The organism is Flavobacterium gyeonganense, from assembly GCF_029625295.1.
Taxonomy (GTDB): Bacteria; Bacteroidota; Bacteroidia; order Flavobacteriales; family Flavobacteriaceae; genus Flavobacterium; species Flavobacterium gyeonganense.
This window is the reverse complement of sequence record NZ_CP121112.1, coordinates 44,763-59,758: the sequence shown is the minus strand read 5'-3', so window position 1 is coordinate 59,758 and position 14,996 is coordinate 44,763. Positions and strand designations below refer to the sequence as shown.

General features: G+C 34.2%; 9 protein-coding genes. All 9 read right to left on the bottom strand.

All coding sequences use genetic code 11. From position 1 onward, the window contains the following. Position 1: 1 nt before the first annotated feature. The 9 genes from P5P89_RS00220 to P5P89_RS00180 all read right to left on the bottom strand — a co-directional run bounded on the left by P5P89_RS00220 (position 2) and on the right by P5P89_RS00180 (position 14,994). Complete coding sequence (locus P5P89_RS00220; RefSeq protein WP_278010213.1) at positions 2-1,462, bottom strand: eCIS core domain-containing protein; 1,461 nt, start codon at positions 1,460-1,462, stop codon at positions 2-4. A 13-nt stretch (positions 1,463-1,475) separates the two neighbouring features. Beyond that, positions 1,476-2,963 (bottom strand): contractile injection system tape measure protein, encoded by a 1,488-nt coding sequence (locus P5P89_RS00215; RefSeq protein WP_278010212.1) that lies wholly within the window; start codon positions 2,961-2,963, stop codon positions 1,476-1,478. Between the two features lie 139 nt (positions 2,964-3,102). Further along, positions 3,103-5,922, bottom strand: coding sequence for a hypothetical protein (locus P5P89_RS00210; protein WP_278010211.1), 2,820 nt, complete (start codon positions 5,920-5,922; stop codon positions 3,103-3,105). A 10-nt stretch (positions 5,923-5,932) separates the two neighbouring features. After that, the gene (locus P5P89_RS00205) at positions 5,933-8,680 is read right to left on the bottom strand and encodes a hypothetical protein (RefSeq protein WP_278010210.1); all 2,748 of its coding nucleotides are present in this window, start codon (positions 8,678-8,680) and stop codon (positions 5,933-5,935) included. After that, the gene (locus tag P5P89_RS00200) at positions 8,668-11,847 is read right to left on the bottom strand and encodes a baseplate J/gp47 family protein (RefSeq protein WP_278010209.1); all 3,180 of its coding nucleotides are present in this window, start codon (positions 11,845-11,847) and stop codon (positions 8,668-8,670) included. Before P5P89_RS00200 ends, P5P89_RS00205 begins: the two co-directional genes overlap by 13 nt. 11 nt (positions 11,848-11,858) lie before the next feature. Continuing rightward, positions 11,859-12,269 carry a GPW/gp25 family protein gene (locus P5P89_RS00195; protein WP_278010208.1) on the bottom strand — a complete coding sequence of 137 codons (411 nt, stop codon included), beginning with the start codon at positions 12,267-12,269 and terminating at the stop codon, positions 11,859-11,861. Position 12,270: 1 nt separating this feature from the next. Next, positions 12,271-12,561, bottom strand: a complete 291-nt coding sequence (locus P5P89_RS00190; protein ID WP_278010207.1) for a PAAR domain-containing protein — start codon at positions 12,559-12,561, stop codon at positions 12,271-12,273. 4 nt (positions 12,562-12,565) lie between these two features. Beyond that, positions 12,566-14,311, bottom strand: a complete 1,746-nt coding sequence (gene vgrG / locus P5P89_RS00185; RefSeq protein ID WP_278010206.1) for a type VI secretion system tip protein VgrG — start codon at positions 14,309-14,311, stop codon at positions 12,566-12,568. Continuing rightward, the gene (locus P5P89_RS00180; protein WP_278010205.1) at positions 14,311-14,994 is read right to left on the bottom strand and encodes a CIS tube protein; all 684 of its coding nucleotides are present in this window, start codon (positions 14,992-14,994) and stop codon (positions 14,311-14,313) included. The genes vgrG and P5P89_RS00180 overlap by 1 nt, the downstream gene beginning before the upstream one ends. Between the last annotated feature and the right edge of the window lie 2 nt (positions 14,995-14,996).

The window sequence follows — 14,996 nt, the reverse complement described above, 5'->3', positions numbered from 1 at the left end:
GCTATTGGCTTATGTTATAGGATGTTTTTAATTTTGAACTTGATTTTGAGAATATTTTAACGTAATATTTATCCCCGGGAGTAACGCCTTTAATTTCTTCTGACATTTTTAAAGGAATGTTGTCTGAAGAAACTCTTTTCGAGCCAATTTTTGTATCAAAGAAAGTACCACATTTCATTACCTGAATACTTACATCTTCTTTTATCCAGTCAGGTTGCGGAGTCATATAATCAACATCTACTTCAATTTTTAAAGCACTACTTTTATCTGGCGAAAAAGTTTCTGATATACACGTGTTCATATAGTCAAAACAAGAACCGGATAAATTTAATTTTACGGCAGTACCACAGTCTTTTGACTCAGGATCTTTTTTATCTTTTAGTTCTATCAGAGTATTGTCAAGAACACTAATTGTTTCCTTACCCACTATTCCATCAATATTATCGAGCGAATTTTGGCTCTGAAAACCTATTACTGCATTTCGGGTTTCACTTCCAAAATCTCCGTCTACTCCATAATTTGGTAATTTTTGACCTGCTTTGAGCAATCCTTTTTGTAATTCTGCAACATAAGTACCTTTTTGTCCTTTTGAGACATACATTTCATTATCATTGGTTTTTTCAAGCGGATCATTGCCTTTAAATTTTGGTTCCGGTTTTTCTGATTGCAAATCTTCATGATGCGTTTTATTATTCTTAATCGATGATTTTTGTATAGTTCCTGACTTTTGTTTGCCGCCGGTTTGTTGAACAGTGTGCGTTAATTCATGTGCCAGTAAATGTTTACCTTCTTTAGAATCAGGACTATATTTTCCTTTATTAAAATACACATCATTGCCATTGGTAAAAGCCTGCGCACCCAATTCCTGACTCATTTGTACTGCGTTAGCATCGGTGTGGATTTTTACCTTACTGAAATCGTTTCCAAAACCGGACTCCATTTCTCTTTTAGTTTTTTTATCCATACCGGTTCCGCTTCCTTTTGAGTTATCCAGTTTTCCTTCCAGCTCATTGTCCTGAACTTCGGCTTCAGAATTTTGTTCTTTTTTCTGAACCTTTTTTTCTTCGTCTTTTTTGTCTTTTTTCTGAACCTTATCTTCTTTTTCACATTCGGCACATTTAGCCTGAATTGGTTTCTCTTCCTCTTTCTTTTCCGCTTTTTTCTGAACTTTTTTGTCTTCTTCTTTTTTATCGGATTTTTTTTGAACTGGTTCTTCGTCTTTTATGTCTTTAGCCTGAACAGAAGAAATCGTTTCTGAAATAGGTTTTTGTTGTACTTCATCTTTTGATTGCAAAAGCCCGCCACCAGACGAATTGTTGTTCACTATTTTATCAGCAACTCTGTCAGCTTCCACTTCAAATTGGTCTCCTGCTGTACCTGTTTTTAGTTTTTTTTGAATTTTAGGTCCAAAAAAACTGGTTTTGGCAGGGCTGTCTTTTTTACGTTGGTCAAATGCTCTCATAATTCCTTATTTTTTACCATTGGGTATAGATTAATTTTTGTATCCACGGAATTTTAACGATGCTGATATTCCACGGAATTTTTTCTAATAAAAGATCCTGCGTTTTTCGTTCAATAAACAATTTTGGGTTCGATTCGCTTAAATCTAATTTTCCTTCTCTTTGCAGAAATTCGCTTCTTAAAACTGCCGTTGAGGTATTTTTTAAAGCTGACCAGTGTAGGACAACCGAGTCTAGCATTTCCTCAACCTGCTTTTTATGTTTATCTTCAATTTTAATTTTTCTTTGTATGGATTCGTGCAGTGGAATCCCGCATAAAAACTTCTCAAAAAGCATTGAATGCTCGTAATCATTTTCTTTTTTTGTTGCAGCATAATGCAAAATATGAGCTGCTAACTCTTTGTTTAAAAGAGTGTTGTTGTCATCCATCAAATCACAGCTTTTTAGCATTTCTTTAAAAAAAGGATGCAGAATAATTAAACCTGCATTTTGAACATAGCACGATTTAGAACCGTTATCGTCATCCTGATGATTATCTTCGATTATAACTTCCTCATTTATTAAGATACTTTTTGGCTCGGGCTTGTCTTTTTTTGAATCTGAATCTGATTTTGCAATCGTTTTTTCTTTTTCAGAAGTCAGATAATCCGTTTTCATTTGTATTATTTCTTCATTAGTAAAATCTAATGGTACAAGCAATTTTATGTTTTCAAAAAAAAGGTTAAATGAGATTTCTTTGGATAAAAAAAGAGCTTGTTCCTGATGATAAAATTTGATGAGATGAATTGGTTTTTTTTCAATCCAAAAATCAAAAACGGACTGCCAGAATAAAACTTTAAAACGGTGTGTTTTTTGATTGAGTAATGGTAATAAACGGTTTGTTGAAATTGGTTTTTGCTGTGTTTCTGATTTTAGAAAAGTAGTACTCAAAAGTGCAATTTCCTGATTTGAAAACTGATTTATGATTCTTTTTTGAACTTTTTCCTGATGAATTAATTTTCGAAATAAAGCACTAAAGTTTTCGTTTTGAAGAGAATTGAAATTTAATTCTTTAAAAAATATAATTTCTTCTTCTTTTGAAATCCACCAAGGCATACTTCCATTTTCTATAAAATAAAGCAGCGTTTTTATTTGTTTGTCTTTTGAAGAAATACTCTTCCATTCCAGTTCATTTTTTTGTCCATTTTTTGAGTTTTTTTCTGCGTCATTTATAAACTTCTGAATTTCTCTTTCGATTTGTTTTTTTATGTCGTTTTTCGTTTCAGAATTAGAAAATAAAATATCTTTTTTTTCTGTATCTGAATCAATCAAAATTTCTAATTTTTCTATCTGAATTATTTGATTTTCAATGTTTTTAATACTGTTAAAATATTTTTCAAGTAAAGGAAATATCTCATTTTGCAGAAACATAGCAAGGCTGTTCTTGATAGAATTAGCCATCACCATTGAGCTGGTGTCTATTTCTAAAAAAACTTTTTGAATGCTATGAGAATTTTGTGTCATTTCTTTTTTAATTTAAAAACTTTTTCCTATATTTGTATAAAGCCGTAAGGTTGTACTGGGAAAAAAGAGGCATCGTAATGCGATGTCAACACCCCATTAAAGCTTGAGAAGCGTACTGTGGTATTGCTCTCAAGCTTTTTTATTTAGGCTCATCCGGTTTTGTTGGATTTTTGTTTGTAATTGGTTTGATTACTTTTTTGTCAACAGGAACTCTGTTTTCTCTTTTTGATTGACGATCTCTTCCTATTTTTATAAAGTAACCTTCTGTAGGTTTATAGAAATAAAACTCAGCTATTTTAGCGTACATAGCAAACAGGGTTTCAAATCTTGAAGGATTTACATCTCTTTTAGTATCAATGTGAATCATGAATTTACTCAATTTACTTTCATTATGAATCTTTTTTCTCAAGTTCATAAACAATACCACGTCATCGTTTGTATTATCGATGTTATCTAAATAATAATTTTGCATGGTGGTATTAACCCAGTTTCCGCTTGTCCAATCACCTCCTATATAAATATTGATAATACGATTGTCTGTTTCTCTGATTTGATTGGCAATCTGTAGTAAATGACCAGCGACATCTCTTGGATCTCCTTCTCTGTAATTATCATAAATCATTGGAATATTTTCAAAATCACTAAAAACTTTAGGATATCTAGGATATTCCTGAGTAAGATTATGTTTTTGTAATAAATTTCTCAGATCTCCCCATTTTTCCCAATCTTCTTTAAAGCGGCCAAAATTATCATCGTCTTTGTTGATTGGATCATAATTAGCATGGATTTTTTTATAAATATCTGCTTTGTGTGAATTAAAGATGGAACAAGTAATTTTATTTGATGAAAAAACTTTGCCATTTTTAAGGACTCCGTTTTCTGTAAATGTATAAATTGGGGTGCGTATAGAAAGTGTGATGTCCTGAACTTCAAATTCAAATACATCTTTTTCAAGTCGCATTATCCTTAGTTTTTTCTCTTCTTCGATAAAATCAAATAAAAGACCGGTTGGAAATCGGGTGTTAAGTGTTTCCATTACGACATGTAAACGACGAGCCAGAATCTGATCTAACGGAATGCTTATTGTAACTTTATCAGTGATGAGGTTAACACCATTTATAGCGTATTTTTTTATGCTTAATTTGTAATGCGTTGGCATATCAATTCGTTCACTTTGAGTACCTCTCAGACTTCTTGATAGGTTGTTGATATAACGTAATGTACTAATCCAGGGATAAGAACACCCTTTAATTGTGCAGCATCCTAATCCGTTGTCAGGGCTTATTTTTCCTTCAATTGAAAAATCGGTTATAAATGTTGTCCCGGATTTTAATAGCAATAAAGTCCCGCCTTTTTTTACACCGGCTTTATGCTCAAACGAATAATTGGTGTTGAACAGGATTTTTAAATCCGCAGCATTTTCTACCACATCCAGAATATAAAAATCAAAATCAAGCCCGTATTCTATTTTCTTTGTATTAAGAAACGTTTTTACATCATCGACGCTATCGTTCAAATACCCTTCAACCCGATAAAAATCATAATCATCTATACAATAACTTAGCGGTGTTTTGATGTAATCGTCGTCAGCTAAGTTTGTGGTATGATAACTGAAATTGGTTTTATGAATGTAAATATTGCTTTTTTCAAAATCCCAGGCATGCAGTAAATTATCGTCGACATTGTAGTAATACGGAACTGATTTTGTACCCAGTTTGCCCATTGCTTTTGATGGCGTAATTTTAATCATGTTAGCCGTAACCTGATAGTTATCTAAAATCCCCTTTAATCTTCTAACCAAAGAATCAAAATTGCTGAAAGCTTTATTTTGGTCTAAAGCTGAGGCTTTATAGAACTGATGTCTGTAATCTTTAAAACGATTATTATCTTCTACAAACCCTAAAAATAAATGTTTTGGAAATGAACCAATAGGAGGGTTACATTCTGATTTTATCTGAATGAACAGGTCTTTTAATTCTTTGTAAGTAGATACAATATCTTTTAATAAATCGTATCGATAATGAATATCTGCCGGAATATTATTTGGGTCAATTGTAAATAATGTATTGAATCGGGTATTAATGCCCGCAAGCTGCGTAGTATAACCAAAAGGTATAAGTATAGTGGCTAAATTAGCAAGTAAGTCTGATTTGAACGAAACATCATTGACTACAGTGTTAAAAAGCTGTTTAATTTTATTAGCTGTTGAAGTGCTGTTAAAAGTTGGAATTACTTTTTTTACACCCAATTCTTCAAGCGTACTGTATTTTTGAAAAACATCATATTTGTTGTAAAGAGAATCTCTTTCAGGAGAAGGGCTTTTACCAATAATAGTATTAGCGTTGGTCTGACTTACGACAAGCACCCTTAGATTAAAAATTTCTTCGCCGCCTTTGTTAGAACAATCCACTTCGTCGCATAAAGAAGCATCTTTAGTATAGCTTTCAAGATACAATAAAATAACATGATTCTTTAAGTTAACAAAGCTTGTTAATGGTAATTCGCCTGTTTCAGGAGCCGTTCCGGGTGCTTTTTCAGGCAGTAATTCCCACATTGGCAAAAGTACATTGCCGGTATTTTTAAAATGAGCGTAATTGCCTTTATCAGTATCAAAAACTTTATAGGATTTATAATCAATTTTTTGAAGATCTATTAAGGACAATTTTTGTTTAATGGCAGCTGCCAGTGCCTGACCCGCAACATTAGGTTTTGTTGATAATTTTATTAAATCACCGTCGGTGGTAATTCCATTTCCCTGTGTTATACTTACGGTAGAATATCCGGGATTGGTCGAAACCTGAAGCCCGCATATAATTCCTGTACCAATAAGAAAGACTCTGTTTAATCGATTTTGGTCATCAAAATAATCAATAGTTTCGTTAAGCTGATAGTGGGTTAAAACCTGATCTGCCACGTAACTATGATATTGTCCTGTAATGGTGGTAAGTTTTGTTGCCATAACCTTGTATTTATATTGTTCCTAAATTTGTTCTTCCTAATACTATTTTTCCTGAAATATCTTCTTCTTCATCGACACAATTGTACAATGTGCCGGTAGGATAAACAGAGTTTAATTTTGATAGTGACTTAATGAATTCTGGTAAAGCATCTTGTTTGTTTTGTGCTTTATCCAAAAGGAAATTTTTGAAATCCTTTTCAAAATCAAGTAAATCATTGTCTTTGGGTGTGATCTGATCTTTTCGATATCCAATCCAACAGATTTTACCCAGAATATGGGATGGGATTTCCTGCCGAATGATGTCTTCGGCAAAATTTCTAAAATCAACATCGGCGAAACGATACGTATATCCAGGTAAAATGACGCTGATTTTAAACGAATACGGATTTGGCGTACAGCAAGTATCTGAACAATCGTCTATACATATAGGCATGTAATATGTTCCATCTATTGCTTCATCAGGATTTGGAACTAAAAGAATATGCTCTACCAAAAAAACACCTTCATCGCTGAACTCTTCTTTAAAGAATTTTAATAAATCGAGCATGGCTGTTTTTGCTTCTTCTAAGGTGAGATGAAGCTTATATTGACGGGCAATAATTCTGTCAGGATTATTAATATCATCAGCAAATTCCGGATTTACGATATGAAAAGAATATTTATGAGTATCAGATTCTATTACTTCAAAAGTGTTAATAAGCGTATCTTTAAAAGGAATCCCGTTCGCTCTGTTTTCAAAAAGCGTTTCAAATACATGTTCGATTTCTTTTTCGGTTGTTTCGTAAATTTTCAGAATCGAAAAATACATTTCTTTAACAGCTTTTAGCTGATTCTCATAATCTTCAGTTGCCGTAAGTATTATTTTACTGGCACTGTTTCGAATTCTCCATCTAAAAAGATTTGGAGTGATGCCCGGACTTGGGTCGTAAAGCTGAACAAACAAACCAGAAATATTTTTTCTTTTGATGCCTCTTTTTCCTGTAACTGGATTTCTGTCACCTCTAATTCCCAGCAAACCTGCAATTCGGTTTTCTAGTCCGGTCACATTAAAAGTGTTCCAAAGATTCAATTCAGGCTGATTGAAATAATTAAATCCGCTGGCTCTTTTACCGCTTATGGTATCGTAATTAATTAAAAAATCAGATTTGTTTTGCAGTACAATTTCATCTGCAGCAGAACCGTATAACGATTTCATTAAAAAAGCATATTCTGCAAATCGTTCTGCAAATCGTGCAATAAGATGATCTTTTATCTGGTTTTGTCTTTTAACAGAGTCATCGAGATCGCCAAAAAGCAATTCGTTTAGTTTTTCTTCATTTGCAGATAAATATTTCTCATTTACAATTTCTTCAAAGCCAGTCATATCAGAGATATCCTGAGTAAAATAGGTGTTTGGCAGATTATTGTTTAATGAAAGTAATTCTTTGATGTTGCTTAAATGTTTGAAATAGCTAGCCAGAATCTGATCAAAAAACAGAAGATATCCTTTTAATTGTTTGGCTTTTGCTTTTCGTTCTCCGCTTGCTGATTCGGAAAGTCCAATTTCGCCAATGCCGTAATTTTCAGGGAAATTATGGGTAATACTGGTATAAAAATCAGTTTCTGTAATTTTGCCATGAGGAATTTTTATTTCTTTGTTTTTAGCTGCATTTTGTTGAGAGTAAGCAAAATCATCTTTTAAATCTTCCAAATATTTTTTTGCCTTTGTTTTGTTAACCGTAACCGGCAAAACACCTTTGCTGAAATTTAAAGTGGTTTTATGGCAGAGACTTGGTTTTTTGTTTGCCGGAATACAGATATTCCATACGCTGCCTTCAGTTTCTATGGCTTCGCAGTTGTTAAGCGAAATATCTTTAATCACGCTTACACCTTTTATATTCATGATAATCTGCATAATATCCGAAAGACGTACTTCGGTTTTTAAAGATGAATTTTCTAATTCAACAGTATCAATAAAACCATTATCCAGAAAAGGGCCATCAAAAATTTCATCCGTTGTATAACCTTTTTCAAACATTTCGGCTAATGAATAATATTTGATACCTGGTGATAAATATTTTTCTAATTCGAAAGTAATTAGCGCATGAATATATTCTTCATTCGCTTGTGGTTCTAATTCGATTAAAGCGCAAACAGCAATGGGTTGAACTTCAACTTCTTTTATTTCTAAAACATCTTCACAAAGATTTCTGTTTGCGTGAAATTTTTCGATTATTTGAGATTTAAGCAATGTTTTTTCAGCCAGATTTTTTTCGTCAAAATCTATCAGAATATTGTAATACCCTTTGATTTGCGATTCTTTGATAAAAATATCCGGAGTAGCTGAAAAATCTTCTCTTTTGAGCGAAATTTTCGCCTCTTTACAATTGACAAATAATTTTTTGGATGTTTTTTGAAGCCAGCAGTTTTTGATTCTTTTGGGATCAATGTCAATTAGGATTTTTCTGTAATCAAGAGCTGTAACAGCCTGCATTGGTAAAATTTCAGCAGCTTTAAAAAACTGTTCTTCAATTGGTTTAGAGTTATTGCTTAATAAGTCTTCGATAGGAAGGTTGATTCTCATCCCCAAATCGGTAATGGCATAACAAAGCACTTCCAGAATCGTAATTCCGGGATCGTGTGTGTTATAATCTGTCCAAAAACGGCTTCCTAATGATTCAATGTATTCAATTCCTTTTTTTCGAAGGAATTCAAAACTCATGTCATCATTAGAATTGACATTTTTTGGGATGCTAATATGTTGGTTTAGAGTTGACATTCTTCCTGAGGTTCTATATTTTTAACAGTACATTGTGTTACATTGGTGCTTATAAAATGATTTTTTGCCGAAACTAAAATTGATTTTGGATTCGAAGGAACTGCAACTTTATCAGACAAGGCTCCGTTTTTTAAGAGTTTTACATCTTGCAGGTAATCAACATAACCTAATTTTTCAATGTAATTGATAAGCTGGCTTAGATGGATACCGACTCCAAATGCAATTGGAATATTTTTGTCAAGCGCCCAGGGTGATAAAAATTTTATAATGTCTGAATTGAGCTGCTGCAGATAAAAATTTTCATCATAACCCGGTTTGAATTTTACCTTTAAATCAATCGTAACTTCTTCATAATCAGGATTAATTACGTATGTATTTATGTGGATCGAATTTAGTTGATCAATATGTTTTTTGACTTTGTTAAGTGTAGCAGTACTTACCCTGGGCTGAAAAATATCGAATACGTTTTTATTTACCGTGTCCGGAATTACAACAAGTGTTACATTTCCGGGGGATTGATAAGATGATTCACTTGTATGGTTAAGGCATTTTACCTTATATAATTCTGGGAAATTTTGAAGAATGATATGCTCGTAATCCCACATGGTAACAGCTCGGTTTTTATGACGAAGCCGTTCGCTAATTCTTCTGTAATAATCAGGATCTGATTCTTCGGGTTTGTAATCAAAGCTGTTATAAGGCTGTGTAACTGATTTTACATTACTTAATCTTTGCAGCAGTTTAGAAATTGTCTGGGCTTGTATTCCGGTATTCAGATGTGATAAATCATTAGCATTATCTTCAAAAGCCGCTAAAACTGCCTGTGAATGAATGCCAATCATTTTGCATACAACATCGAATTTTTTATGCATTTTGGCTTTAAGCCAAATGTAATTTTTAGGAAGCCTGGTGTTATTTTGTGCCGCTTCTTTTGGTAAGCCAAATTTTAAAATTCCCGATCGCAATAAGTTGTCGGTTTCATTCAGTAAAATATCATCATAATTGAGAACGCGCCATTCATTGTTTCCTAAAACGGACCATTCTATTTTCTGTTTTCCTGTAAAAGAAGGTGTCAGCGGATTTTCACTTCCTTCCAATACCTGAAATAATAATGTTATCTGTTGTAATTCCTGTACGTTTTCTAAACCAATAAACAACTCTCCGCCTTTACAGTGGGTAGGTAGTAGGTAGGAATTTTTGTTTTCTACATAATCCAAAACCGATTTCAGATAACTATGTTCTTCTGAATATCCAAAGGGGTGAATGTGGAATAGTTTTGCCGGGTTTTTACTGTAAATATCCTGAAGATTCTGCGCTGCCGAAACGGTAAAATAAGTAGTTTCTGAAGCTGTATAATTTAAAATAAGTTTTTCAGCCAAAGGAGTATAAGGTTCGTTTGGAATTACTACATAATCATTATCTGTAGAAAGTGCCAGAGCATAAATTTTTGGATATAAATTATGTAGAAATGATTTTGTTAAGGTTAGTTTTAACTGGCCGTTTTTTTCTGTTATATAATTAGAATTGGCAACAGTCAATGACGTTTTAAACGGACTTACTGTCGTAAATAAAGTACCTGCGCTTCCATAATTCTGCCAGATATTATTAGACAAAACAGCGGGTTGAAATTGAAAATAACTATTAGATGTTACAATGCCATTAGTATTTAAAAACCCATTAGAAGAGTTTAATACACTAGTTTTAAAATCACTTACACTAATCGTATTTACAGCGGTGGTTTTGTAGGCTTTGTAATGTTCTACAAAATCAGCAGGAGTATTTTTCCAAAATAAATCGATGTTGATATTGTCCCATTTTTTGGTAAAAGCCTCACCGTATTTTATCTGAAAATTAGAACCAGCGACAGGCTGGGTTGAAAAAGGGAAAAATGGTTTTGCAGTATTAATTAAACCGTGGTCATTTTCTAAAACAACATTTTGAACATTTTGAACATCAACATTTATGATAATAGCTTCTAATTGGTTTTGTGCTAATGATTTATAAACATCATAGCCATTTGTTTTGGTAATGTCGAGATAAAATTTTGCAACGGGAAGATCTAAAGCAAATTTTTCTCCATGTATTTTTGGATTGTAGCCTGTAACAGCATCGGCACTTTCATCTAAAAGGAAAGCAATTTTCATTACTTTTCCACTAACAGAAGTTATATAGCTACTGCCGGATTTTATGGTTAGTGATGATGCAATTTCAGAAACCTGCAGCCATTTTTTTGAAGTAGTCAACTCAAGGCTTACACACTCTTTAATGGCTGCTGGAGTTACAATCGCAGTAATGTTATTTTTAAAAGTAAAACTCATTTGAATACTTCGTTTTCCTTCTGCTAAAAGGAGAATAGGAGAAGCGACTGCAAAACCAACTACAGCATTTGGTAGTTCCGGTAAAGGACTTGTGTTGTCAACATAGCCAAAAGGCCACCATTGTGTATTGTTTTTATCTGGAAAAGCGGCTCCTAAACCGTCGTAAGAATTAGCGATTGGACTTGCTTTTATTTTTTTAGAATCAACATCGTTGTAGATACTTTTTAAGGACGAAACAACCGTTTTATTGGCTATTAATTCATTGTTAGAGTAATAATTTCTGTTTTTGCCCAGGGAATCTTTGCCACCATCAAAACCGGTTTTTGTGTCAATTTTTTCCTGAATGGCGTTTTTGGCCAATTCAAAAATAAGATACACCTTATCCGGCGTTGCAGGTAGCTTATCAATATTTAAAATTTCTTTGTAATAAAAGTCAAGATGGCGTTTCGTTAGGTCGTTGTATCTTTTTTTGCTGTTTTCTAAGAGTATCAGAAAAGTCAGGAACAAAGTTAAATGTGGCGTAATGGCAAACTGTTTTTTGTTCTCTTCGATTAAATCAGTCAGTTCTTTTTTAACCCGTTCGAATTTCAATTGATTTTCTATAGATGGTTTTTCGCCATTCCATTTAAAAAAATCAAAAAAAGGTTTCCAGTCGTTTGATGGTTTATCGGGATTTGAAGTTTCAAAATAATTTACATATTCAGAGAAATTGTGTGCAAATAAAATCCAGTCTGTTACTTCAAAATCATTAAGGCGAATGCTTTCAGGTTGTAACGCACTGATATGACGTTGCTTTTGGTCGCTGCCATTAGAAGTCAAAACACTCAATATAGTATTACAATTACTCATTTTTTAACAATTTATAAATTGGTACCTTCTTGTTGGTAAAATGGATAAACCATATTTATTCTCGAATTGGTAGTGCGAATTTTAAAGTCAATAAGTACCAACAATTCACCTGTCAAATCGTCGCCTTTTGTTATGTCGATTTTCTCAACATCGATTCTGGGTTCGTGGTACAGGATAGCCGTTTTAATCAATTCAGAAACGAATGTTTTTAAAGTACGATTCAATGGATTAAATAATAATTCATCCATATTACATCCATATTTGGGCTGCATAATGCGTTCGCCAATTTTAGTTGAAAGCAAAATTTCCAGACTGCTTTTAATATCGTCTTCATCAGTAAGCATGGCTACTGTTTTTATACTTTCTTTAAATTCAGGTGGGAAACTCCATCCAATACCTAAAAAATCTTGTGCTGTTTCCATACTAACCAATTAATACTGTTGCTAATCCGGCGACTATTGAACCGCCGTGTGCTGTTGAATCACCCATTCTTGCAGCAGGTTTGCCTCCAATTAAAACAGTTGCAGAACCTGCAATAATACTGTCTGGCGGACCCGTACAAGTGGCCATGTCGCCAACACATGCGGCAGGCATTCCGCCAATTAAAACGGTTGGTGTACCGGCAGGTAAAACAGGACCCCCTACATGTGGAACTGTACCCGTAACCATTGGGCAAACATGCATATCTGAAACTCTGGCGGCCGGTGCTCCCATAACTTTAATTTATTTGTACGATACTTCCTTTTAAGATGGCAGTGGCTCCCGATGACATTTCTACACCACCGCTTCCTTCTGCCTTGAATTGTGCGCTCGCATTTATGGAAACATTTGTTCCTTCGATTTTTACATCCCCCGTGGCTTTAAATTCAATATTTCCGGCACTTTCCATTTTAATTCCGTTACTGTCGATAGTGATTACGTTTGAGTTTTCATCTTCAATTTTTATGATGCCCTGATCTTCATCAAGTGTCACTTTTTTCCCGGCAGGGGTTTCAATTGCGATTGACTTTTTTTCATCGTCAAACAAAACCTTCATTTCGCTTCGGGTTACAATTCCTTTTTGATGATTGTCATCAGAAGCTGTAATTGGAGCGGGTTTTCCGCTGCTGTGAAGCATTCCTAAAACAATGGCGTTGTTTGGATCTTCGTTGATAAAACCGATAATGACTTCATCTTCAATTTCGGGCCTGAAAAAAACTCCTCTTTTATCTCCTGCATCCGGCGAAGCTACCCGGCACCAAATGCCTTGTTCGTTATTATTTATAATCGGAATTTTTACTAAAATGCGGTCTTCTCCGTTTGGGTCTTCTTCGAGTTGAGTAACAATTCCAACATGCAGCCCTTTTATAGCCGGAATAATTCCGGAGCCGGTTGGTGTATGAATGTCGAATGTTTCAGAAAACCATTCGGGATTTAGTCCAAATTGGGCATCAATTGTCCAGTTTCCTTCGGATAATTCGTGAAAGACTCCTGTGATATAAGCATTTCCGTTAAATCGGTCTCCAACGCCTTCCAGTGTAATTATAGTATTGGGTTTTACAGCCGGAATACCCTGAAATTTGACTCTTCCGCGAATTTTAGACAATTGCTGAAACAGTAATTTAGAATCGGCCCAATCCTGAAGTTCTACTTCTGTAATGGTTCCGCCGTGACGTAATTCAAGATTTTCAAGATCGATGATTTTAGACAAATCAGAAACAGAAAGATTCCCGTTCAGACTCACAGCCGGATCGCTGGCCTCAATTTCTACCAATTCCTGATCGGTGTAATTCCAGCTGTATGAAGAGACTTTGGCAAATTGATTACGGGCATCAATCTCGGCATCAAAATCAAGCAAAGTAGAACCAAAAGTAACCGTTTCTACAGGAGATGAACTAACATTGGGTTTGCTGATTTTTATTTTTCCGTTTTCAACAAAACAAAGTTTGCCATTAGCCTGCGCTCTTGAAACTATAAAATCCCAATCGGAAGTATTGTACTGAACCAGCTCTTTGTGACTAAAATTAGTAGTTTCAACGTCTTTATCCAATCCGTAAGCATCAATAATTTCTTCAAAAGCTTGGCTGTCTTTTACGTCATAAAAATATTTGCTCTTTCTTCCGATGGTTAATTTTACGGCTTCATCCTTGCATTCTATAATTAATAAAGACGCACTGCTTTTTATTTTGATCGAATGTTTAATGATGATTCCTTTGTAAATCGTTTCTTCGTCGTTGTGATAGCCGGCTGTTATTTCGATTTTTTTTCCAGGAATCAATACATCTTCATTACTCAGTTTAAAGTCCCTTTGTGAAGCTTCTCCGTCTACCAGAACAATTTGGGCTAATGGAATCCTGTTGACCTCATTTTGTACCACAATGCTTTTTACCTGATAGGTTTTAGATAGTTCTGTCCCATCAATTAAAATTTTATGCGTTACTAAATCAGCGCTTTTACTGGTTTGTATGACTCCGCTGTTGTTCATCAGGATTGTTTTTGTAATGGCGGAAAGAATAGTTTCTGCCCGGTTTTTAGTTTTCTGAAATTGATTATGTTATTCACTCTGGCAACTTCCAGATAATATTTAGAGTCACCATAAATATTGTAAGACATCAAAGGCAGTGTATCGCCTTCTTTTACAATTCTGTAATGTGTTAGATCCGGCGATTTATTGTTTTCTCTGGCTGCTCTTAAATTATCTTCAACAAATCCCTGAAATTTTGCTTTTGCGACTGCCCTTATTGGAGTTCCGTCTGGCTTAAAGAGCTTAAACTCTACATCCATTTCGGTTAAAGCGCCTTTAAAAAGCAATGTTCCCCAGGAAATTATGAGATAATTCGGCTTGTGTTCATCTCCGTTGTAATCCAGGATGACTTTTTTAAATTTTTCAATATCATCAATAATTCCATCGTCAGAACTGGCAAAACCATTGATTACTCCTGAACGGTCAAAGACAAAATCAAGCTCAAGGTTTTCAGGTAATTTTTTATTAAACCTGGGAGAAACCGTACTGGTTCCCGAAGCCTGAGTATCATCTGTTTCGATTTTATAGTGATAGGTATACTTCTCAGGATTCATCAGCGTAGAAAATTCGCCGTCAGCAATCTTTTTATTGAATTCCGGGTCACTATAAGCAACTACTTTTAGTTTTTCTAATTCTCCTGACATGA

Bases quoted from the DNA above. Each gene is read 5' to 3' on its own strand.
- P5P89_RS00205 (WP_278010210.1), bottom strand. From the start codon at position 8,680: ATGTCAACTCTAAACCAACATATTAGCATCCCAAAAAATGTCAATTCT.
- P5P89_RS00190 (WP_278010207.1), bottom strand. From the start codon at position 12,561: ATGGGAGCACCGGCCGCCAGAGTTTCAGATATGCATGTTTGCCCAATG.
- P5P89_RS00210 (WP_278010211.1), bottom strand. From the start codon at position 5,922: ATGGCAACAAAACTTACCACCATTACAGGACAATATCATAGTTACGTG.
- vgrG (WP_278010206.1), bottom strand. From the start codon at position 14,311: ATGAACAACAGCGGAGTCATACAAACCAGTAAAAGCGCTGATTTAGTA.
- P5P89_RS00180 (WP_278010205.1), bottom strand. From the start codon at position 14,994: ATGTCAGGAGAATTAGAAAAACTAAAAGTAGTTGCTTATAGTGACCCG.
- P5P89_RS00220 (WP_278010213.1), bottom strand. From the start codon at position 1,462: ATGAGAGCATTTGACCAACGTAAAAAAGACAGCCCTGCCAAAACCAGT.
- P5P89_RS00200 (WP_278010209.1), bottom strand. From the start codon at position 11,847: ATGAGTAATTGTAATACTATATTGAGTGTTTTGACTTCTAATGGCAGC.
- P5P89_RS00215 (WP_278010212.1), bottom strand. From the start codon at position 2,963: ATGACACAAAATTCTCATAGCATTCAAAAAGTTTTTTTAGAAATAGAC.
- P5P89_RS00195 (WP_278010208.1), bottom strand. From the start codon at position 12,269: ATGGAAACAGCACAAGATTTTTTAGGTATTGGATGGAGTTTCCCACCT.